Annotated in this window: 23 protein-coding genes; 2 read left to right on the top strand and 21 right to left on the bottom strand. The window is 38.8% G+C overall.

What is annotated here, in order from left to right:
- Positions 1-47 precede the first annotated feature (47 nt).
- Entirely contained in the window at positions 48-263 is a 216-nt protein-coding gene (locus tag ACOZIR_RS01555) for a YrzA family protein (protein WP_033579671.1), read from the top strand.
- A gap of 13 nt (positions 264-276) precedes the next feature.
- Here ACOZIR_RS01555 and ACOZIR_RS01550 read toward each other — a convergent pair whose 3' ends face one another.
- From ACOZIR_RS01550 to cymR, 21 genes are all read right to left on the bottom strand, one after another.
- Positions 277-942: a YrrS family protein gene (locus tag ACOZIR_RS01550; RefSeq protein WP_045292102.1), complete on the bottom strand. Its 666-nt coding sequence runs from the start codon at positions 940-942 to the stop codon at positions 277-279.
- Positions 943-1,059: 117 nt separating this feature from the next.
- Positions 1,060-2,826 carry a peptidoglycan D,D-transpeptidase FtsI family protein gene (locus ACOZIR_RS01545; protein WP_028411673.1) on the bottom strand — a complete coding sequence of 589 codons (1,767 nt, stop codon included), beginning with the start codon at positions 2,824-2,826 and terminating at the stop codon, positions 1,060-1,062.
- 119 nt (positions 2,827-2,945) lie between these two features.
- Positions 2,946-3,506: an isochorismatase family protein gene (locus ACOZIR_RS01540; protein WP_421535498.1), complete on the bottom strand. Its 561-nt coding sequence runs from the start codon at positions 3,504-3,506 to the stop codon at positions 2,946-2,948.
- 119 nt (positions 3,507-3,625) lie between these two features.
- On the bottom strand, positions 3,626-4,102 hold the full coding sequence (greA, locus tag ACOZIR_RS01535; protein WP_013059279.1) for a transcription elongation factor GreA: 477 nt from the start codon (positions 4,100-4,102) through the stop codon (positions 3,626-3,628).
- A 218-nt stretch (positions 4,103-4,320) separates the two neighbouring features.
- A complete protein-coding gene (gene udk, locus ACOZIR_RS01530) occupies positions 4,321-4,956 on the bottom strand; it encodes a uridine kinase (protein WP_028411675.1) in 636 nt (211 codons plus the stop codon).
- Between the two features lie 7 nt (positions 4,957-4,963).
- Positions 4,964-6,226, bottom strand: coding sequence for a peptidase U32 family protein (locus ACOZIR_RS01525; protein ID WP_028411676.1), 1,263 nt, complete (start codon positions 6,224-6,226; stop codon positions 4,964-4,966).
- 39 nt (positions 6,227-6,265) lie between these two features.
- Positions 6,266-7,195: a peptidase U32 family protein gene (locus ACOZIR_RS01520; protein WP_028411677.1), complete on the bottom strand. Its 930-nt coding sequence runs from the start codon at positions 7,193-7,195 to the stop codon at positions 6,266-6,268.
- Complete coding sequence (locus ACOZIR_RS01515; RefSeq protein ID WP_328120118.1) at positions 7,192-7,848, bottom strand: O-methyltransferase; 657 nt, start codon at positions 7,846-7,848, stop codon at positions 7,192-7,194. The genes ACOZIR_RS01520 and ACOZIR_RS01515 overlap by 4 nt, the downstream gene beginning before the upstream one ends.
- Before the next feature lie 181 nt (positions 7,849-8,029).
- Complete coding sequence (gene mltG / locus ACOZIR_RS01510) at positions 8,030-9,133, bottom strand: endolytic transglycosylase MltG (RefSeq protein WP_340141696.1); 1,104 nt, start codon at positions 9,131-9,133, stop codon at positions 8,030-8,032.
- 412 nt (positions 9,134-9,545) lie between these two features.
- Positions 9,546-9,830, bottom strand: coding sequence for a DUF1292 domain-containing protein (locus ACOZIR_RS01505; protein WP_013059285.1), 285 nt, complete (start codon positions 9,828-9,830; stop codon positions 9,546-9,548).
- A gap of 154 nt (positions 9,831-9,984) precedes the next feature.
- Positions 9,985-10,401, bottom strand: coding sequence for a Holliday junction resolvase RuvX (ruvX, locus tag ACOZIR_RS01500; protein ID WP_013059286.1), 417 nt, complete (start codon positions 10,399-10,401; stop codon positions 9,985-9,987).
- On the bottom strand, positions 10,402-10,671 hold the full coding sequence (locus ACOZIR_RS01495; protein WP_013059287.1) for an IreB family regulatory phosphoprotein: 270 nt from the start codon (positions 10,669-10,671) through the stop codon (positions 10,402-10,404).
- A gap of 84 nt (positions 10,672-10,755) precedes the next feature.
- Positions 10,756-13,389, bottom strand: coding sequence for an alanine--tRNA ligase (gene alaS, locus ACOZIR_RS01490; protein ID WP_045292112.1), 2,634 nt, complete (start codon positions 13,387-13,389; stop codon positions 10,756-10,758).
- A gap of 388 nt (positions 13,390-13,777) precedes the next feature.
- Complete coding sequence (locus tag ACOZIR_RS01485) at positions 13,778-14,839, bottom strand: AI-2E family transporter (protein ID WP_028411681.1); 1,062 nt, start codon at positions 14,837-14,839, stop codon at positions 13,778-13,780.
- A 113-nt stretch (positions 14,840-14,952) separates the two neighbouring features.
- Positions 14,953-15,087: a YrzQ family protein gene (locus ACOZIR_RS01480; RefSeq protein ID WP_013059291.1), complete on the bottom strand. Its 135-nt coding sequence runs from the start codon at positions 15,085-15,087 to the stop codon at positions 14,953-14,955.
- A gap of 25 nt (positions 15,088-15,112) precedes the next feature.
- Positions 15,113-15,304: a hypothetical protein gene (locus tag ACOZIR_RS01475; protein WP_013059292.1), complete on the bottom strand. Its 192-nt coding sequence runs from the start codon at positions 15,302-15,304 to the stop codon at positions 15,113-15,115.
- Between the two features lie 141 nt (positions 15,305-15,445).
- The gene (locus ACOZIR_RS01470; protein WP_047749816.1) at positions 15,446-17,803 is read right to left on the bottom strand and encodes an ATP-dependent RecD-like DNA helicase; all 2,358 of its coding nucleotides are present in this window, start codon (positions 17,801-17,803) and stop codon (positions 15,446-15,448) included.
- A gap of 24 nt (positions 17,804-17,827) precedes the next feature.
- On the bottom strand, positions 17,828-18,487 hold the full coding sequence (locus ACOZIR_RS01465; protein WP_013085089.1) for a tetratricopeptide repeat protein: 660 nt from the start codon (positions 18,485-18,487) through the stop codon (positions 17,828-17,830).
- A 157-nt stretch (positions 18,488-18,644) separates the two neighbouring features.
- Positions 18,645-19,757 (bottom strand): tRNA 2-thiouridine(34) synthase MnmA, encoded by a 1,113-nt coding sequence (mnmA, locus tag ACOZIR_RS01460; RefSeq protein WP_045292118.1) that lies wholly within the window; start codon positions 19,755-19,757, stop codon positions 18,645-18,647.
- Between the two features lie 106 nt (positions 19,758-19,863).
- Positions 19,864-21,006: a cysteine desulfurase family protein gene (locus ACOZIR_RS01455; protein WP_025750574.1), complete on the bottom strand. Its 1,143-nt coding sequence runs from the start codon at positions 21,004-21,006 to the stop codon at positions 19,864-19,866.
- Positions 21,007-21,029: 23 nt separating this feature from the next.
- The gene (gene cymR, locus ACOZIR_RS01450; RefSeq protein WP_013059297.1) at positions 21,030-21,446 is read right to left on the bottom strand and encodes a cysteine metabolism transcriptional regulator CymR; all 417 of its coding nucleotides are present in this window, start codon (positions 21,444-21,446) and stop codon (positions 21,030-21,032) included.
- A gap of 225 nt (positions 21,447-21,671) precedes the next feature.
- On the opposite strand from cymR, the gene ACOZIR_RS01445 reads away from it, so the two are divergent.
- A complete protein-coding gene (locus tag ACOZIR_RS01445; protein ID WP_045292120.1) occupies positions 21,672-22,949 on the top strand; it encodes a replication-associated recombination protein A in 1,278 nt (425 codons plus the stop codon).
- The last annotated feature ends 25 nt before the right edge of the window (positions 22,950-22,974 follow it).

Raw genomic sequence — 22,974 nt, 5'->3', positions numbered from 1 at the left:
AACTTTCTATTTGCTATACTATAGTAATGAGGTAAGGAGGCCGTAAGATGAATTTTGAATTTGAAATGATTGAAGATAAAATAGAATTTTTTGAAGCGCCTGATGTTAAAATGCTTGAAAAACAAATTGCTGAAAAAATTGATCAAAATAAGGCGATTTTACTTGAGGTACATAGCGTATCTCATCAAATGTCTGTGGACTATGAACAAGGTAAAAAACTGTACTCTGCAGTTGTTCATTTCAAAATAAAAAAGCAGCGCTAGCGCGCTGCTTTTTTTATTGAAGCTTATCCACTACTGCGGGCTTCCAGCCTTCTCCATCTACCCATTCAATTTGAACGCGGTATTTTGTTGATGAGTTGCCTTTAGGACTAACCGTAGCTACAGCTTTACCTACGCCACCGTTATTACCTAGACGCCATACGGTCATATTGCTTGGGCTAATGCCTGACCCTTCGCCTACAGCTTTTAGCATTTCGTTCCAATCCGTTGATCCTTTTTTATATGTTGCTGCAGGAGCATCTTGTGATGTACCTACTGAATCCCATGAAGGATCTACCTTGCGTTCTGCCACGCCAGGCTCTGGATTTTTCTCTACTTCAGCCTGTGAATCTGAGTCGTTTGATTCTTCATCTGTTGCTTGATCATCTTCAGAGCTTTGGTCATCTTCAGAGCTTTGATCGTCCGTTGCTTGATCCTCTGTTGCTTGATCATCTTTCGAAGAATCATCGTCTTTTTTAGCCGTCTTGTCCGTTTTTTGGTCATTTGTTTGCGGATTGTTTTGAGTTGTTTCCGCTTGGTTATCCGATTTATCCTTGTTTCCAAGAATCATCGTACCACCGACAAATACAATTAAAACCGCTACGACAGCAATTAACAGATTATATAATCGGTTTACTTTTTTTTCTTTGTTTTCGTGTCTTGAAGAACGATTGTTATTCATTGCTACAATTTCCTCCAACTTTTATAATGCTTTATTCTAACATGTGTTTTCTTATACATGAAGCATCAAAATTTATTTGAAGTATATTTGTAATATTTTTTACAAATTCTTCTTGTTTTAACGTGTATTTAAGTCATACATCCCTTTAACAATATCATAAAATACGCTGTTTGTGGGAGATATCGCACTTTTTGTATTTAAATCCACTACTACCATTGCGTATTTTGGATCATCTGCCGGAAAGTAACCCGCAAACCATTTATTGACGATATCGGCCTTCACATTGATTTCAGCAGTTCCTGACTTTCCTGCCACTTCATAAGGAAGCGTTTGAAATCTTCTTCCTGTTCCTTTTTCGCTCTGTACGACGCCTTTTAAAAGCTGCTGCATAGAAGCAGCTGTGGCTTCATTAATCGTATCTCCTTTTAGCTCATGCTCTTTAAACGTATACAGTGACGTATTATTTTTATAGTCCAGCGCATCTACCGCTTTTACCTGCTTCTTTTCTCCTCCCCGTGCAATTGTCGCCATCATATTTGCTACTGCAAGCGGAGTCACTTTTACGTCAAGCTGTCCAATTGCTGTTTGCGCTACAGCATTTGGTACTTTTTTTTCTCTATCATTTGTCCAAACTCTTCCCGATTTTTCTCCTAAAAACTGCTTAAAATGTTCAAAGTGAAACACATCACCCGTCCATCCTACAGGCTGAAGAAGCCCTAACTTATCAGCATATTGTTCAATGATATCCGGATTAGATATTATCATTTCTTTTGCTAGCTGGGCAAACGTTGCATTACAACTTTGCGCAAAGCTTTCTTCAAACGTCAGCTGCCCTTTTTGATGATCTTCTTCTACATTATTGCCATAAATACTTTTATCGCAGTTATAGGTAAAAGAAGGCTGAATTTTATTTTGTTCAAGCGCTGCAGCTGCTGTTACGGTTTTAAATATAGATCCAGGAGTTTGCGGCGTCAGCAAACGATTTTCTACGCTGTCTGAACCGTTTTGCTTTTTAAATGGATCTTTCTTATTAATTGAAGGCCTGCTGGCCATCGCAATTACTTTATTGTTTTTTATATCAATTAAGACGGCTCCTCCGTCTTTTAACTTATAATGATTCAATGTATTCTCCACTAGCTCCTGAGCAGACAAATCAAGCGTCGTACGCACACTGACTGGATAATAAGGGTTAGCTGTGCCCGTATATTTTACATCGATGCCAAACATAGGCCCACCTAGTCGATCAACATGATAAAGGAGCTTAGACTCTTGTTCAGGCAGCAAAAACTCGTCAAAAGCCCTCTGCATCCCTGAGATACCTACAGGTGTAGTTGATTTAATAGCTCCATTTTTCAATTTATCACTGTACTTCTCTTCAATTATTTGTTTGCTTTGTGCTTCTAGTCCGATTAAATGTTCAGCAAGAGGAACTGGACGCTCATCTTTTAGAGGAATTCCAAACACGCCAGGTACCTTTAATGCATTTATTTTTTCGACTTGTGCATGGGATAATTCTTTTGTAATAACAACCGGTGTTTTAGCATTCGCTAGTCTGTTCGTTAATTCCTGTGGTTGCATTCCCACAATTTCGCTTACTTGCTGAACGGGCCACTTCATTTTTTCTAAAAACGGAAATAGGACTAAGCGATTATGCGTGATAGATGTTAAAGACTGTCCATTTTTATCTTCGAATTTCCCTCGCCCGTCGTCTACCACCATTTCCTGCGTACGCTGTTTTACGCTTCCTTCAATTAAGTTAATATTTTTATCAGTAAAAGATTCCGTGCTGACAAGCTGGAGTTGAACAAGCCGTGCTCCCAGTCCACTAATTAATAATAAAATAAAAATAAGAGTAATATAAATTCGCTTGTGAATTATTTTCATGACTACACCTCACTCTTTACAAGTGTCGACGTTGCCATTACTTTTAAAACCATTATCTTAAGAAATATTCATTCTTTTTTTCATTCCATAAAAAAACTTGCTGATTCAGCAAGTTTTTATTATTCATTTTCCGTTAAAAATTGTTGAGTTGTTCGTAGCTTTCCTATTTTCGGAAAGATGTAAGAAAGAGTGGCCTCATGCTCTTCTTTTGTAAATGTCGCCATGGCATCCGTGATAAAAATTTGGTTATATCCATACTGAAATGCTTCACGAGCTGTGCTTTCCACACCAATGTTTGTTGCAATTCCGCAAAGGACAATTGTATCAATTCCTCTTCGGCGAAGCTGAAGGTCTAAATCTGTCCCAAAAAAGGCTCCCCACTGACGTTTTTTCACAATGTAATCAGTCTCTTGAACATTAAGTCTTGGATCGAATTCTGCCCAGTCTGCAGGTCTTTCTTGAGGAGCAGATGGCTTTTGATCCGTTTCTGGCGTCAACGCATCTTTTCCATCTTGAAAATCTACTCGTACAAAGCTAATAAATCCATTTTGTTCGCGGAAACGATTCACAAGCTGAACAGATTTTTCTACAATTTCGTCTCCTCCAATTGGCACAATCCCTTTTTGTAAATCAATTAAAACAAGCGCTGTTTTAGTAAAATCGATATCTTTCATCTTCATCTTTCCTTTCCTACATATCTTTTCTATTCTCTCCGTTTTTTTAAATCATATAAAAAAAGCTGACGCGTGTCAGCTTTTTTACTTACGAGCATTCAGTAGAACGCTTCCAACCATATGTTTTACTTAACAGATACAATTTTCACTGACATATCTCCACCAGGAGTTTGAACAGTTACTTGATCTCCAATTTGTTTGCCCATTAGACTTTTAGCAATTGGCGAATCATTTGAAATTTTCCCTTCAAATGGATCTGCTTCTGCACTACCTACAATTGTATACGTTTCTTCGTCACCATCTGGCAACTCTACAAATGTTACAGATTTACCTAATGATACGATAGAAGAATTTTCTACATCTTCTTCAATAATTTTCGCATTGCGAATCATATTCTCAAGCGTTGTAATACGTCCTTCCACGAAAGCCTGCTCGTCTTTTGCAGAATCGTACTCAGAGTTCTCCGATAAATCTCCAAAACTGCGGGCGATCTTGATACGCTCTACAACTTCTTTACGTTTTACTGTTTTTAAATATTCTAGCTCTTGCTCTAGCTTTAGCTTTCCTTCTTCTGTCATTGGAAATACTTTTTCTTGTGCCATAATCCCTTCACTCCTTCTTGAACTCAAAATCTCTAGTGTATACAGTCGATTTCTGTATGTACAAAAAATTTTCCACTCTGTGGAAAAATCAGTTAATAGAGAAATGACAGCTTCAAAATAGAAGCTGCTCGTTTCTCTATTCTTTATAATGTTTGTGTTTAGTTAGCAGAATATGTCTGCATTGTCTTCAAAAAAATTCCTGCATCTATGCTATGTTATTATAAAATGGCATTTTGTTCAAGAATTGTTTGAATTTTAGTGACCATCAAGTCAATCGCTACGTGGTTTTGACCGCCTTCAGGAATGATAATATCTGCATAGCGTTTTGTTGGTTCAACAAACTGATTATGCATCGGGCGAACGACAGATACGTATTGATCAACAACTGACTCAAGCGTACGCTCTCGTTCTTTAATATCACGAAGCATACGACGAATGATACGAAGATCCGCATCTGTATCTACGTATAGCTTGATATCCATTAAATTACGCAAGCGCTGATCTTCTAGTACAAGAATACCTTCTAAGATAATAACATCTTTTGGTTCTTCTTTAATTACCTTCTCAGAGCGCGTATGAATTGCGTAATCATATACCGGTTTGTCAATGCTCTCATAATTTAATAAGTTTTGCAAGTGTTCAATCAGCAAATCATTATCAAATGCTAGAGGATGATCGTAATTTGTTTGCAAACGCTGTTCAAACGGTACATCGCTTTGATCTTTATAATAATAGTCTTGCTCAAGAAGCATAATAGAATGCCCTTTAAAATACTCATAAATAGCTTTGGTTACAGTTGTTTTACCAGAACCGGATCCACCAGCGATACCGATTACAACGGGCTTTTTCCCCATTTTATATTTAAATCCCCTTTCGCATCATGTTATATGAAAATAGAGGTTGGTCCACTTTAAATTTCACAATTTGCAGCGGATGACGCGCAGCATCTAGTTCATTGCCATCTTCGTCCCAAATTTTATCTATTTTTTGCGTAAAGTTTTTAATTTCCGGACCAAAAAATTCCACTTCTTCTCCCGGTTTAAAATAGTTACGCTGTTGCAATGTCACGATGCTTGTTTCTTCATCATAATTCAATACTAAACCAGCAAAATCAAATTTTGTTTTCTTGCCGTGTACGCCAAACATTTGTTCATCCACTCCAGGAACCCCTTCAAAAAAGGCGGGAGCCGTATCGCGGTTCGCACATTTGTCTAGCTCATCAAGCCATTCTTTTTGAATCACAAAATTCTCAGGATCTGCACAGTATGCGTCAATCACTTTGCGATATACGCTCACCACTGTTGCAATATAGTGGATCGACTTCATACGTCCTTCAATTTTCAAGCTATCAATACCCAGCTCAATCATTTGAGGGATAGATTGAATTAAATTTAAATCTTTTGGACTCATTGCAAACGGATCGTCTTGCTCATCAAATAAAGGCGTTTCCGTTTTACCGTCTTCTACTTTAAATAAATCATAGTCCCAACGGCATGATTGACAGCAGCCTCCACGGTTTGAATCACGCGCTGTCATGTGGTTACTTAGCACGCAGCGGCCTGAATAAGCAATACACATCGCTCCGTGAATAAAAGCTTCAATTTCAATATCCACTTTTTCTTTCATTTCGCGCATTTCTTCAGCACCCGTTTCACGAGCAAGTACAACACGTTCTAATCCTTCTTCTTTCCAGAATTGAACGGCTTTCCAGTTTGAAAGTGATTGCTGCGTACTTAAGTGTACTTCAAGCTTAGGTGCAACGCGTCGACAGGTTTCGATAATTAACGGATCAGCTACGATGATTCCAGAAACGCCAGCGCGCTCTAATCCCATTAAATAATCTTCAAGTCCGTCCATATTTTCATTGTGAGCAAAAATGTTTGTTGTAACATAAATACGTGCGCCGTATTTGTTTGCAAACTGAACACCTTCTGCCATTTCTTCAAATGTAAAGTTATCTGCATTTGAACGAAGGCCAAACTCTTTTCCTCCGATAAACACAGCATCTGCTCCATAGTGTACGGCAACTTTTAATTTTTCAAGGTTACCGGCTGGAGCTAACAACTCAGGCTTTTTAGTAATAACTCGTTTACCTTCTACTACAGTATCGATTTGAACAGCCATCGTTTGTACCTCCTTTGTTTATCTTTCTTTGCATGCTTTTTAATATACCGTTTCTTTAAAGAAAAACCCTGTGTCTAACGGGCGGTTAATTGGCTGCAAGCTTTCAATTTCTTCTAACAAATCGTCTTTAACGTTTTCGTATTCTTCACGGTCATCTACACATAAATCAATCGCTTGACGATATTTTTTTGTTACTTCTAAAATATATTGCGGTGACTTTAATACGCCGTCAATTTTAAATACATCTACTTCAGCGTCAATCATTTCGGAAAGCTCATCGATAATGCACATATCATTTGGACTCATAATATGCGTTCCATTTTCATCTTCGAAAATTGGATACTTATTGTTTCGCTCATTATCAAGTAAAAACATATCTTTTTCTACTTTACGATTTTCAATTTCCATGACTTTTCCTTGATACTCAAAGTAGTTGCCAAGAAGTGAACGTTTCGATTGGAACATACACGTCATGCCATGCACCTGAACTTCAATTTCTACTTCGGCTTTTTCTTTGATATCAATGATGCTATCCATGCTTAGCTCACGAGCAAGAACTGCACGCTTAGCTCCTTTGCGGCCCCAGTAGTTACATGAATACCAGTTTGTTCCCGTTGTTTCAGTACTCCAGTGCATCTTCATTTCTGGAGCTGTTTCACGCACTGCCATTAATACAGCCGGATCTCCAAATACAATCGCATCCACGCTTGCTTCTTTTAAGAATAAAATATATTCATTTAATTCGGCGATTTTATCATTGTGAAATAATCCGTTCATCGCTACGTAGACTTTTGCATCATGCTGATGAGCAATATTTACAGCTTCTACGATATCTTCACGTTTGAATTCACCTGCTAAACGCAAACCGTAGCGCTGTTCACCAACCATAATAGCTGTTGCTCCAGCTTGTAATAATGATTCGATTTCCGAAACTGCAGTTGGTGTCACTAATAGTTCTGGTTTTTTCATTCTTGGTCACCTCTTTTAATACTAATCGCGATTCCGTCTCCAATAGGGAGAATAGTTGTATAATAATCGGGATGATTCATCAGCCACGTATTGTATGCCTGAATTTTTTTAATTAAGCTGCGGCGTCGACGTGTTTCTACTTCCGCCAAATCGGTCGCTACGTGACCTTTAAATAGTACGTTATCCGAAATAATCATTCCTTTAGAAGATAGCATCGGCTCATAATGTTCGAAAAAACGCTGATACTGACCTTTAGCTGCATCGATAAAGACTGCATCATAAGGACCATGACGTTCAATTTCATCTCTAAGCTCAAGTGCATCTCCAAACAACGACACAATTTTATCTTGTTTTCCCGCCCGTTCAATAAACTCTTGCGCTTTTTGGTAACGCTCTTCATTTCGTTCTACCGTAACCACTCGTGCCTCTGGAAGCGCATGGGTGATTCGAATAGACGAATATGCAATCGCTGTTCCAATTTCTAATATATGTTTTGGCTGATGAAGACGAAGAATTTGCAATAGCGTTTCAACACCAATCAATTCCATAATCGGAACGTGATATTCTTCTGCATAAGCTTCCATTTCTTCAATAAGCTCCTGGCGCTTAGGAATAAGCTTTTCCACATACTGCTCTACGTTTTGTAAAAGCAAAACACTTCCTCCGTTCTCAGAAGTACATTTTACATTATGTTTTCATAACGTTTCATTACTGCAAAATAGTAAGACAACTAGTCTATTATAAGTTTTTTTCGTTTTTACGTAAACCCGATATATTTTAACATAAAAGATGGGGAATGCGAAGTATCGCGATTCCCCAATTTTAAATTTCCAATTATTTTTCGGTATTTTGCTTTTCTTTACCTGTAATATGCTTGGCTTTTTCTTTGTTATGTTCTTCTAACGTTTTGGTAAAAATAACTTTTCCTTCAGGTGTAGCCAAGAAGTATAAATAATCTGTATTGGCTGGATGTAACGCAGCTTTGATTGACATCAATCCAGAGCTGGCAATTGGTCCTGGAGGCAACCCCTTTACTTTATACGTATTGTAAGGAGAGTCCACTTCTAAATGCTTATAGAACACCCGGTCTTTATGCTCTCCTAAGGCATATAATACGGTTGGATCCGTTTGAAGAGGCATGTTTTTTTCAAGGCGATTATAAAAGACGCTGGCAATTTTTTCTCGGTCGACTTTCGCAGTCGCTTCCTCTTCAATTAGAGAAGACATGGTTAACAATTTATGTGCACTAAATTTTTTCTTTTCCATTTGCCCACTGTACTGACCTAATACATTATTTGTTTTCCCTACCATTTTATCCAATATTTCATCTAACGACACATTTTTATCATAAAAATCATACGTAACGGGATATAAATAACCTTCTAGCGGATGTTTAATATCTTTTTGCATCACTTCATCCGTTACTAAATCTGAATACTTTTCTTTCATTTTATTGATGAATGCCTTATCGTCTAGCTTTTTCATGACTTCGTCTTTTGTAAACTTTGTATTTTTAGCAATGATATCAGCAATTTCGACAAGCTGGCGTCCTTCTGGAATGGTGACACGAATATCAGGTTGTTTTGAAACCTCGCCTTTTTCCATTTTTTCAACCATTTCCCCTAAGCTCATGGAAGGAGAAAATAAATACGTTCCAGCTTGAAATCCAGATACATGGGTTAATTTTACGTAATAGCGAAAGGCACTTTTACTTTTAATTAAATCTTCTTTTTTCAATACCGTACCAATCGATTGAACGGAAGAACCTTGTGGAATGGTCACATTTACTTTTTTATTGCTGTTTCGATCCACGGGTGTTAAGCGGGATTGAGCATAGAAAAATGCACCGCCAACAAGTAAAAGAAGTACGATAATTGTAATAAAAATAACTCGTTTTTTCCTTGAACGATTAGGTGGTAAAAATGTTTGTTGCGACAAGCAGCTTCCTGGTTAAATCTACTTCTGTAAAAGAAGATACAACCAGTTTCACCTCTTTTCTTCTTGATTTTTTGTAAGTATGAACAGAGAGGATACATGAGATTGCGATTCATTCGTATCTCCTATAGGTGTGAGATGGTATCGCTTCCTTAAACTATCGCCTCTCCTAAATTTTTTCCATGATTTATGTTATTGTCTGCCCAAAGTCTAGTTTCATCCGTTCAAACAATGAATTCTTTTATTAAAATGCACTCTCACACGCAGGAATTATTATACTACAATTTATCTCATTTTTCGTCATTATCATACAATCTCCCCTAAGAATGCAAGGAAAAACCTTTTTATATCTAAAAAGAACGGCCTCTATGTAAAAAAAAGCTGATAACGATTGTCATCAGCTTTTTCACTATAATTATTCGCCTTCTTCGTCAAGGAATGTGTTAACCATTTCCTCAACCATGTCCCACTCTTCTTCTGTTTCAATCGGTTGAAGCTCGCCGTCTTGACCGTCTTCACTTGGTGTGAAAGCAGATGCATGAATTTCAATTTCTTCTTCATCATCTTGGTCTGCTCCGATTGGATAGTAAATTACATATGATTTGTTATATTGATCAGAATCAAATGTGAATAAAATTTCGCATAGCTGCTCATTTCCATTCTCATCGACGATTGTAATTTTATTTTCTTCTACGCTCATGTTTGCACCTCATTTTATATTGTAAGCTCTTAGCTTAACTTTTTCTTCAGCGAAAAGCAAGCTGTTCAGTTATTTCACTTCCCTTTTACGTACAAAAGAATATGTAAAAGGGAAAGTCATAACTTGTCAGCTTAAGCAAAGCCTGCTGCTTTTCTTATTGCTTGCTGTCTAAGTATCCTTGAAGAATCATAACAGCTGCCATTTTATCGATTACTTTTTTGCGTTTCTTGCGGCTTACGTCGGCAGACAGCAGTACTCGCTCTGCTGCCATCGTTGACAAGCGCTCGTCCCACATCATCGTTTCAATGTTAAGTTTTTCTTTGACGTTGTCAGCAAACTCGATGCACGCTTCGCCTCGAGGGCCAATCGTACCATTCATATTTTTAGGAAGACCCACTACGATTTTCTCTACGGAATATTCGTCAATTAACTGCTGTAAACGAGGATATGATTGCTCCATCTGCTCATCTGCAATTTTAATTGTTTCAATTCCTTGCGCTGTCCATCCCATTTCATCACTAACTGCCACACCAATTGTTTTGGTTCCTACATCTAATCCTAATACGCGCATTTATGAATCCTTTCGATGCTGTTGTAAATAAGATTTAACAAGTTCTTCAATGAGCTCGTCTCGCTCTAACTGGCGAATTGTGTTTCTCGCATCGTTATGACGAGGAATGTAAGCAGGGTCTCCTGATAACAAATACCCAACGATTTGGTTAATCGGGTTGTAGCCTTTTTCTTGCAGTGCGTCATAAACCGTAAACAATACTTCATGTACGTTTGTTTCAGCTGGCTCATCTTGAAAATTAAATTGCATGGTTTTATCAAATGAACTCACGGTCCCACCTCACTCTCTTAATTTGTGAACACATTGTGCACTATGCTAAGTCTTATTTATATTGTACACCAAGAAAGAGGAGAATTAAACGGATTTAACCCATTCTTCTACAGTGCCAAGTGCTTTTTCAATTTGGCTAGCGTCTTTTCCTCCAGCTTGCGCCATGTCAGGGCGTCCGCCTCCGCCTCCGCCGCAAATCGTTGCTACTTCTTTAACAAGTTTGCCAGCATGATGGCCTTTAGCAATTAAATCTTTTGTTACACCTGCAATAATATTTACCTTTTCACCTTGTGGAGAAGCTAATACGATCACAGCAGATTCTAATTTTTGTTTTAAATCATCAACCATTGCACGAAGGTTATTCATATCCGTTGCATTCACTTTTGCTGCTAGGACATTTACACCATTAATGTTTTGTACGCGGTCAACAAGATTGCCAGCTTCAATATTGCCAAGCTTTGTAGATAGTGAATCATTTTCACGCTGAAGATTACGAATTTCTTCTAGTAATCCTTCAACGCGCCCTACTAAATCGCGCGGGTTGGATTTTACTTTTGCCGCAGCTTCTTTTAGTAAACCTACTTGATCATTCATTAACTGATAGGCAGCTTTTCCAGTTACAGCTTCAATACGTCGAGTACCTGCACCGATTCCAGATTCTGATACAATTTTAAATAAACCGATAACAGATGTATTTGGTACGTGACATCCACCACATAATTCTAAGCTGTAGTCGCCTACTTGTACTACGCGCACGATATCTCCGTATTTCTCACCAAATAGCGCCATTGCACCCATCGCTTTTGCTTCGTCAATTGCTTTGTTTTCAATTTGTACAGAGATGCTGTCCCAAATCTTTTCATTAACGATTTGTTCAATTTTCTCAAGCTCTTCTTGTGTCACTTGACCAAAGTGAGAGAAGTCAAAGCGCAAGCGATCCGCTGTTACTAAAGAACCCGCTTGATTAACATGCGTTCCTAACGTATCTTTTAGTGCTTGATGCAATAAATGCGTTGCCGTATGGTTTTTCACAATCGCACTGCGGTTTTCTTCATCAAGTGTCGCCTTGTATGTTTCACCTTTTACAAGCTCTCCGTTTGTTACAGATACCGTTTGGACATTTTGGCCGTTTGGCGCTTTTTGAACGTCTTTTACTTCCGCTGTTCCTGCAGCGCTTTGGATTGTACCTTGGTCCGCAATTTGACCGCCGCTTTCTGCGTAGAATGGCGTGTGGCTTAAGATAACTTGCGCTTCTGTTCCAGCTTCAGCGCGGTCAACAAGCTCTCCGTCTACAATAATTGCTTCAACAACTGTTTCTACTTCATTTTTATCATAGCCAACAAACTCACTTGCAACGGTTACTTCACCAAGTACGCCGCCTTGAACTTGCATAGAACTAGAATCTTGACGAGCAGCACGCGCACGCTCACGCTGTGCTTCCATTTCACGTTCAAAACCTGCATGATCAATTTTCATGTTCTCATCTTCTGCATATTCTTCCGTTAATTCAACAGGGAAGCCATACGTATCATATAAACGGAACACATCTTCGCCTTGTACCGTATCACTGTTTTGCGCTTTTTCTTTTTTAATAACCGTTGCCAAAATAGCTAGTCCGTCATTTAACGTTTCGTGAAAACGCTCTTCTTCATTTTTTACAACGCGCTGGATAAAATCCGTTTTTTCCTTTACTTCCGGATAGAAATCAACCATGATTTCACCTACTACCGGCACCAGCTCGTACATGAACGGACGATTAATGTTTAACTTTTTAGCATAGCGAACTGCTCGGCGTAATAAACGACGCAGCACATACCCGCGGCCTTCATTTGAAGGAAGCGCACCATCACCTACAGCAAATGTTACCGTACGAATATGGTCAGCAATGACTTTAAATGCCGTATCTTGCTCATCATTTGTACGATATTTAGCGCCTGAAATATTTTCTGTTGCTTCAATAATTGGCATAAACAAATCTGTATCAAAGTTTGTTTGCACATCTTGAATAACAGAAACCATGCGCTCTAAGCCCATTCCTGTATCGATGTTTTTCTTTGGAAGCGGCGTGTACGTACCATCAGGATTATGATTAAACTGAGAAAATACAAGGTTCCAAATTTCTAAATAACGCTCATTTTCTCCACCTGGATATAATTCCGAATCAGTTAGGTCATTACCATATGCTTCTCCGCGATCATAAAAGATCTCTGTATTTGGACCGCTCGGACCTTCTCCGATATCCCAGAAGTTACCTTCTAAACGAATGATGCGCTCTTTAGGCACACCCATTTTTTCATTCCAGATCTTAAATGCTTCTTCATCTTCAGGGTGAACTGTTACAGATAGCTTATCTGCATCGAATCCAATCCATTTATCGTTCGTTAAGAATTCCCATGCCCATTGGATTGCTTCCTCTTTGAAATAATCACCGATAGAGAAGTTACCAAGCATTTCAAAAAACGTATGATGGCGAGCAGTTTTACCTACGTTTTCGATATCGTTTGTACGAATAGATTTTTGTGCGTTACAAATACGCGGATTTTGAGGAATAACTCGACCATCAAAATATTTTTTTAATGTAGCTACTCCACTGTTAATCCATAATAAAGATGGATCTTCATGCGGGACTAAAGATGCGCTTGGTTCTACATCATGGCCTTTTTCTTTAAAGAAATCTAAATACATTTGACGAACTTGTGCTGACGTCAGTTTTTTCATGATTGGTCCTCCTTTAATACTCTTCTTATTTATAGACAAAAAAATGATGACATAAAAGCATCTATTTTCTCTGTGTCCAAAAGCAATTGCTAGTTATTTGCACACAAAAAAACTCTCATCCCTGTAGCAGGGACGAGAGTTGAACTCGCGGTACCACCCTGATTATAAATGCCAAAAGCATTTATCACCTTCATAGCGTTAACGTTGCTGACACGGCAGGTTTTAGCCTGCACTCTGGACTAGCGTTCAGCTGCTCTTTGTTTAGCGCTTCTTTCAGCCAAGGAAGCCCTTCTCTAAAAACCAGTGTGCAACGTACTCGATCCATCATTGTGTTCAAAATATGTAGCGTTTTCTTATGGCGATATTATGACAAATTAACCGCTCTTTGTCAATGTTTGAGCGTATAAGAGCGAATATGCAAAATAGATATTTTAACGACTGCTAAAATTGGCACAGCCAAAATGAGACCCAATACTCCTCCAAACTCTCCTCCTAAAAGGAGCGCAAGCATGATAAACAAAGGATGAATATGAAGGCTCTTTCCTACGATAAGCGGAGACAGCACATTTCCTTCTAGAAACTGCAGCACAAAGATAATAATGACAATGGTAATAACCAACTTTATCGAGATAGTTGCTGCAATAATAGCTGCTGGAACCGCACCAATAATCGGGCCAAAATACGGAATGATATTCGTTACGCCAATAATAAAGCCTAAAAGAAGTGCATAAGGTACATGAAAGAACCAAAGTGCTGCTGTGGCAATCACACCAATAATGAGACAAACAAAAAATTGTCCTCTAATATAATTGCCAAGCGATTCATTCACATCCGATAAAAAACGTTCGCCTGGTTTGTGCCACTTTTTAGGTGTGACATAAGCTGTTGCTTTCTTAATAGAGGAAAAATCCTTCAGCATATAAAAAACAATAAATGGAATAATGATTAAAATCAAAAAAGAGGTAATCAATGATTTTAATCCTTCCGCCACTTTTGTAAGCCACACGTTGAGCGTAGCCTCTACATCATCAATGCTGCCTTCAATTTTCTCATGTACACCGTTTGGAAGTGAAGTTGTACGATCATGAATCGATTCTACCCAATGTCTATATGTATTCGTAAAATGAGGCAGCTGTTCATTTAAATCTTTTACTTGTTCCACAAAAATAGGATACGACTTATAGGCTCCGAACCCGATTCCTCCAAAAAAGATAATGTAGATCAGTAAAATAGCTAGAGGACGAGGCACGCCTTTATCATGCGTTTTTTCAATAAGCGGATGAAGTAAATATGTAATGAATGCTGCAATAAAAAAAGGCAGCAGTGCTTTTAAAAACATGTAAATAACAGGCAGCCATAAAAACTGGACTTTAAAAAAGACTAATACGCACAGCAGTGCTAATAACAGCAGTCCGAATCTATAGAACCATTTGAATGAACTATCTTTCAACGTAAACTCCTCCTCCCTTCTATTTTTTGATAAAGAAAGGAGTTTATACATGCAGTTGTATCTTCTGCCTGCAAAAAAGCACTATTGCAGCTCAGTGCAATAGTGCTTTTTTATTAGTGAATAGCTTTCATCATACGTTTACGCATTTTTTTCATATTTCTTTTTGTAAACATCTCTCGATCATCTGCCATTTTAAATGCATAAGCTCCAAGACCGAAAGCGACTACTGACGGAATGATTCTGCCCATTGCTCTTCCTCCCGGTAAAAAAGAATTAGAAATTGATTGTGCGCTCGTCATCTGAGAACAAATCATCAAGCGAGCTCAATGTTCCATCTTCTTCTACTTGGTGAGTATTAATTTGTCCTTTTGAAATAGTCATTTCAATAAAACAATTCCAGCAGTAATACTGATTTACACCAATTTTGCCAACGTCAATACTTTTACAGTTTGGACATTTAAACAAAGTCGACACCTCTTTATACGTTCTACTTATATAAACGCATTATGTCCACTTTTTTTCACGCCTATACTTTATTTTCTGACAATTAGCAAAGAAGGATGGCAACAAAGGAGTTTATTTAACTCTTTGTTAGCATGCGAAAGGTTACATGAAATCATACGGCGTAACGTTTTCCATCCCAATATTTGCATCTTTCATAAATGGAATTTCGGGATCTTCTATGTCGTTATCCAAGCTTTCTCGAAGCAAAGGCTGTAAATTCGTTTGTCGAACGCTGTCTTCATTCCGGCTGACTCCAAGCTGAAACGCTTCGTCTTCGCCGCATAAAATTAAAAACTGTTTACTTCGCGTAACGGCGGTATAAAGTAAATTGCGTCGCAGCATTCGGTAATAGCTTTTGACAATTGGAAGCACAACAATGGGAAATTCACTTCCCTGCGATTTATGAATGGAACAGCAGTATGCATGAGTTATTTGATTAAAGTCTTGCTTTGTATAAGTTACTTCGTTTCCTTCATATGAAATAACCAGCATATCCTGTTTTTCCGTATTTTCTTTGGCAAAGAAAACTGAGACGATTTCTCCCATATCTCCGTTAAATACGTTGCTATCCGGCTGATTTACAAGCTGCAGCACTTTATCTCCGACTCGGTACGTAATATCTCCGTGCTTAAGCTCTCTTCTTTGCTCAGAAGCCGGGTTAAATAATTCCTGAAGAACTTCATTCAGTTTATCAATCCCTGCAGGACCTTTATACATAGGAGCTAGAACTTGAATATCTTTAGCCGTATAGCCTTTTTTTAACGCATTCCCGCAAACTTGTTGCACAACGTTCGTGATGTGCTGTCCGTGACAGCGAATAAAGGAACGATCTCCTTGCTGCCTCGATAAGTCTTCCGGAAGCTTTCCTTTTTTTATTTCATGAGCCAAATCAATAATCGATGACCCTTCCGCTTGCCGGTATACATCTGTCAGACGGACGGTAGGAACTACTTCTGAACTCAGTAAATCTTTTAACACCTGTCCCGGACCTACTGAAGGAAGCTGGTCTTCGTCTCCAACTAAAATAACCTGTAAATTAGCAGGAAGAGACTTAAACAGCTGATGAGCAAGCCACAAATCTACCATCGATACTTCATCCACAATCAATAATTTTCCGTCAATTGGATTCTCCTCATTATGGTCAAATCCTTCTTGTCCGTTCCATTTTAATAATCTGTGAATCGTAACTGCCGGAAGTCCGGTCGCTTCGCTCATTCGTTTAGCAGCGCGTCCAGTAGGTGCCACAAGTAAAACAGGAAAAGCTTCATCTTTTTTATAATCCCCTGGATTTAACGAACATCCGTGAAGTTCTGCATAGAGTTCGACTATTCCTTTAATAACCGTTGTTTTCCCTGTACCTGGTCCACCTGTTAAAAGAAGCATTGGAGACATTAAAGCAGTTTGTATGCCCTTGCGCTGAGACGGTGCATATTGCACGTCTAATCGCTCTTCTAGTTCACCTAAAGCTAGTAAAAATTCTGATTCTGGAAACTGCTCTTCGTATTGCGTTTGGGCCATAATTTTTTGAATAGCTTTAACCAGCCCTTTTTCAGCATAGAAAAGGGGAGGAAAATAAATTTTTTCGTCTTGAATGATAAGCTTTTTGTCTGCTTTTAATGCGTCCACTTCTCTTGTAAGATCCATTTCAGACAGATTCTCATGCCTGCTTTTTCGAAGAAGCTCTGCTGTTTTTCCGTACAGCTGATCTGCCGTGACGTATACATGTCCCATTTGATTACATTCTTGCTCAATGACGTATAAAATACCTGCACGCAAACGATCAGGATGGTTGGTTGCCATACCAAGCCTCTTTCCAAGTTCATCGGCCCTGCTAAAACCAATACCTTGAATATCTTCTACGAGCTGATAAGGATTATTTTGAACAATTTCAAGCGCTTCTTGTTTGTACGCTTGGAAAATCTTCATCGAAAGCTGCGGTCCAAACCCGAGGTCTGTCAGCTTTACCATTACTTCTTCTAACCCTTGATGTTCACGAAGCTGCGTTACTAAAGCCTCTGCCTTGTCGGCTGAAAGCCTCGGAACCTCTTTTAGCACGGACTCATTTTGCAAAATACGAAAAATAGCGCGTTCTCCTAGGGCGTCCACAATATTTTCAGCGGTTTTTTTACCGATTCCGTGAAATAAATCGCTTGATAGGTACTGAACAACCCCTTGCCTTGATTGCGGAAGTTCTTTTTTAAACTGCTCAACATGAAATTGCAGACCAAACTTTGGATGCTCTTTGAAGTCCCCGTAAAATGTGTATACTTCATCTTCATTAAGCTTAGGAAAATAGCCTGTAACGACCGTTTCTTTATCTTCAATCTCTAAATTTGTTTTTTTGATCCGTATCCGCGTAACGTTATATAAGTTTTCTTCGTTATGAAAAACCGTTACAATTGACGTGCCGCTTATATAATGACGTTCTGGCTGTGAAGGGTTCACTAGTTCTTCGTTCATGTTATCCTTCCTTTACCCGCTTTCTTAATGTTCTAATGTAGACAGAACTTGTTTAGCATTTGCTGCCATTACGTGATCTGGCTGCACGTTTAAAGCTTCATCTAACATCTCAATTGCTTTGTCCTTATCATCTTTCATGGCATACGCTACGCCCAAATTATAGAAAGCATCGGCATGTTCTGGCTCTTGATTTACTACCTTAAGAAATTCAGCAATCGCTTCATCTACCATTTCGAGCTGTGCTAAACAAAGACCGTACTGAAATTTTGCTTCTACATCATGTTCGTTTAGTTCTACCGCTCGCTGCAGATAAGGCATCGCAAAACGAATTTCTTCCATATGAAACAGCGTTAAACCAAGCATAAAGTAGGCATCGGATGAATCTAAGCCTTTTTTGATTGCTAAATCAAAGTAGTGCTTTGCCTGCTCAAGCTGCTCTGCATTAAAATAAATATTTCCTGCTCCGTAATACGCTGTTGCCGTTTCTTCATCTAATTCAATCGCACGTTCATAAAATTTCAAAGCACGATCCATCTCACTAACAGCCGCTAACAAATTGCCAAAATTCACATACACAATTGGATCTTTTGGATTATCTTCAATTGCTTCTGAAAATGTTTTAGCAGCCTCTTCAAATTTCCCTTCCTGCATATACTGAATTCCTAGCTGATTTTTATCTGTCATTTTTTCGTTCACTCCACTGTTTTAGTTATGATTTAAAAGACTTTCACATCATGAAAATCTAGAATATGTAAGTTATTAGTTTACCCAATAAGTAAAGTATATCATAGAAAAACCTCAGCTATATACAGCCGAGGTTTTTCGTTCTTGCTTATATGAATTATACGTACCAGATTTGCTCTTCTTCTTGAAATACTTTGTCAATTGTTGCTCCGCCAAGACATTCATCATCTTTGTAAAACACAACTGCTTGACCTGGCGTAATTGCGCGAACAGGTTCAGCAAAAGTAACTTTAATTGTATCATCATCGACTTTTTCAACGGTTACTGCTGAATCGGTTTGACGATAGCGGAATTTTGCTGTGCACGTCATTGGTGACGACCAATCACGGTCGCTTACCCAGCTGACATTGGTTGCTGTAAGAGATGTAGAATAGAGCAGCTCATTGTGAAAGCCTTGATCGACGTACAAAACATTTTTTTCTAAATCTTTTCCTACTACAAACCAAGGTTCACCGCTGCCTCCAATACCTAAACCATGGCGTTGGCCAATCGTATAGTACATGAGACCGTCATGCTTGCCTTTCACTTCGCCGTCAAGCGTTTGCATTACACCTGGCTGAGCAGGAAGATACTGACTTAAAAATTCTTTGAAGTTGCGTTCACCAATAAAGCAAATACCTGTGCTGTCTTTTTTCGTTGCTGTAGCAAGGCCTGCTTCTTTCGCAATTTCACGCACTTTTGATTTCTCAATTTCACCAATCGGGAACATTACTTTAGACAGCTGATCTTGTCCTAATTGATTTAAGAAATACGTTTGATCTTTATTTTCATCTACGCCTCGAAGCATTTTATACTCCCCGTCGCGATACGCAACGCGTGCATAATGCCCTGTCGCTAGATAGTCTGCTCCTAGCGTCATTGCATGCTCTAAAAAGGCTTTGAATTTTATTTCTTTATTACACATTACATCAGGATTCGGTGTACGACCTGCTTTATATTCATCTAAAAAGTAGGTAAATACTTTATCCCAATATTGTTTTTCAAAGTTGACTGCATAGTAGGGAATACCAATTTGGTTACATACGCGAATAACATCGTTATAATCTTCAGTCGCAGTACAAACACCGTTTTCATCCGTATCGTCCCAGTTTTTCATAAAGATTCCGATCACATCGTATCCTTGTTGTTTTAATAAAAGAGCTGCTACAGATGAATCAACGCCTCCGCTCATTCCGACTACTACACGCGTATCTTTAGGTGATTTTGTCAACTTCGCCACCTCCGCTTTCTTCATTTTAATTAAATTGTTCGCTAAAAAGCGAACGAAACGACACAAACCATCAGTGAGGGATGAAGACCCTACTGATGGCTGCTATTTACATCGTTAGTCGCTTAACGATGTTTGCTGTTTGACGTGCGGTTTTTTCAATTTGCTCAGCTGAGTTTCCTAAGCCAAAGCTAAATCGAATAGAAGTTGTTAAACGTTCAGACCCTTTTCCAAACATAGCTACAAGCACATGAGAAGGATCGATTGCTCCCGCTGTGCAAGCTGAACCGCTCGATGCCGCAATTCCTGCTAAGTCTAAATTTACGAGCATCGATTCAACATTTGTTTTTGGAAATGATAAATTTAACACATGTGGCAGAGAATTTTCAAGATGTCCGTTAATTTCAAACGAAATACCTTCTTCTTTCAACACAGCTACCATTATTTCTTTGTATCTTCTATATTCATCTGCACGTGTTTGCAGCGTTTGTTGCGAAATTTTCACAGCTTCTTCAAACCCAACAATACTTGTCATGTTCTCAGTTCCAGCTCGTCGTTTGCGCTCTTGTTCTCCTCCAAATAGCAAAGGAGACAGTGAAACGTGAGCAGCTGCATATAAAAAGCCCATCCCTTTTGGTCCGTTAATTTTATGAGCCGAAACGGATAAAAGATCGACACCTAATTGTTGCACATTTAACGGAATTAATCCATAAGCTTGCACTGCATCCGTGTGGAAATATGCTCCATGCTCTTTTAACAGAACTCCAATTTCTCCAATTGGCTGAATAGCGCCTACTTCATTATTTCCAAACATCACCGACACAAGAATTGTTTGATCCGTTAGGGCTGATTTTATTTCATCTACAGATACTTGTCCGTACTCATTAACTGGTAAGTAAGTTACTTCAAAGCCCTGTGTTTCTAAATATTCACACGTATGAAGCACAGCGTGGTGTTCAATTTGCGTGGTAATAATATGATTTCCTTTATGGCGGTTTGCAAGAGCGACTCCGATCAGTGCCATATTATCTGCTTCTGTCCCACCACTTGTAAAAATCAGTTCATTTTCGTGTGCTCCAATACTTGCTGCAATCGTTTGGCGAGCTTCGTCTAAATAGCGTCGACTTTCCCGCCCGTAGTGATGAATACTAGACGGATTTCCAAAGTACTCATGCATAAAAGTCGTCATTTTCTCAACGACTGCTGGATGTATTGGAGACGTTGCTGCATGATCAACATAAATACGTTCCAAAATAAACGCCTCCTAGCTCATTATTAAATATAAAACATATAAGACGCTTGATCATCATCAGAATGATTTGCTAAATCTTCAAGCGTTGTACTATCTAGCACTTCTTTAACGGCATCACGAATACGAATCCACAGCTCGCGTTTTGCAGGCTCTTCATCCTCAATTCCTTCTACAGGACTAATAGGACCTTCTAAAACGGAAATAATATCGCCAGAAGTAATGTTAGCAGGTTCATGTGCTAAGATGTAACCTCCATAAGCTCCGCGCACGCTTTTTACAAGCCCAGCGTTACGCAGCGGTGAAATAAGCTGCTCTAAATAATGTTCAGATAAGTCATGCGTTTGAGCAATAGTTTTAAGCGAGATAGGACCTTCGCCAAAGCGCTTCGCAAGCTCAATCATAATCGTTAAACCGTAGCGTCCTTTTGTTGAAATTTTCATACGATACACTCCTTCAATACACTTTTTTATTTATGAAAAAAATAAGACTCTCACGTTGTCACTGAATGCTGTGATGAGTCGTTTTTTACTAAGCTATATGAACTTCTCTATACACGTTTCTTGCAAATGTAGCTGTTGACATTATAACATACTATGCCTATAAGATAAATTTCCACCACCTATTCACCTCTTGTGATACAGTGAAAGAAAAGAAAGGAGATAAACATGGCTACAAAACCTCTTGCATTTCGAATGCGTCCGACTCATTTAGATGACGTTATCGGGCAGCAGCATTTAGTTGGCAAAGATAAAATGATTTATCGAATGGTAAAAGCAAATCACTTAAGCTCGATGATTTTATATGGGCCTCCAGGCGTTGGGAAAACAACAATTGCAACAGCTATTGCAAAAACAACCAACACGGCGTTTCGTCAGTTAAATGCCGTTGTAAACAATAAAAAAGATATGGAAATTGTCGCCGAAGAAGCCAAAATGTCAGGCAAAGTAATTCTGCTGTTAGACGAAGTTCATCGCCTTGACAAAGCCAAGCAAGACTTTTTACTTCCTTATTTAGAAAACGGCATGATCATTCTAATCGGAGCGACAACAAGCAATCCTTATCACGCGATTAATCCTGCTATTCGAAGCAGATGCCAAATTTTTGAATTAAAATCTCTTACGCCAGATGATATCAAAATGGCGCTAACAAGAGCACTCAGCGACTCATCCAATGGATTTGGGGATAGAAAAATTGTCGTAGAAGATGACGCCATGAACCATTTTGCCAACAGCTGTAACGGTGACGTACGCTCCGCTTTGAATGCTCTGGAACTGGCTGTTTTATCAACAAGTGAAAGCGATGGTAAAATCGTTATTACCCTACAAACGGCGGAAGAATGTCTGCAGCAAAAATATTTTTCACACGATAAAAATGGTGACGCTCACTATGATGTATTATCGGCTTTTCAAAAATCGATTCGCGGCAGCGACGTAAATGCCGCTCTTCATTATTTGGGACGGCTAATTGAAGCAGGAGACTTGATCAGCATCAATCGTCGACTTTTAGTCATTGCCTATGAAGACGTTGGACTAGCTGATCCGGATGCTGGTATGAGAACGCTAGCAGCTATTCAAGCAACTGAGCGATTAGGGTTCCCAGAAGCACGAATTCCGCTTGCAAACGCCGTTATTGAACTTTGCCTATCACCGAAGTCCAACGCTGCTTACAAAGCATTAGATGAAGCGATAAGTGATATTAAAAAAGGGTTGTCCGGCGACGTTCCCCCTCATTTAAAGGATGCTCATTACAAAGGAGCAGAAAACCTTGGCCGAGGCGTTGCATATCAGTACCCGCATGATTTTGATAACGGATGGGTCCCTCAACAGTATTTACCGGATCGCATCAAAAACAAACAATATTTTCATCCTAAACAAAATGGCCAAGAAAAATACTTTTCAAAAGTTTTTAATCGTTTAGAGACATTAAAAAAAGAAAATGGCTGAAACTGTTGTTCAGTTTCAAAGCCAT

The sequence above is a fragment of the Priestia sp. D3YE.R1 genome, from assembly GCF_049199565.1.
In the GTDB taxonomy this organism is placed as follows: Bacteria; Bacillota; Bacilli; order Bacillales; family Bacillaceae_H; genus Priestia; species Priestia aryabhattai.
This window is presented reverse-complemented; position numbering and strand designations above follow the sequence as displayed.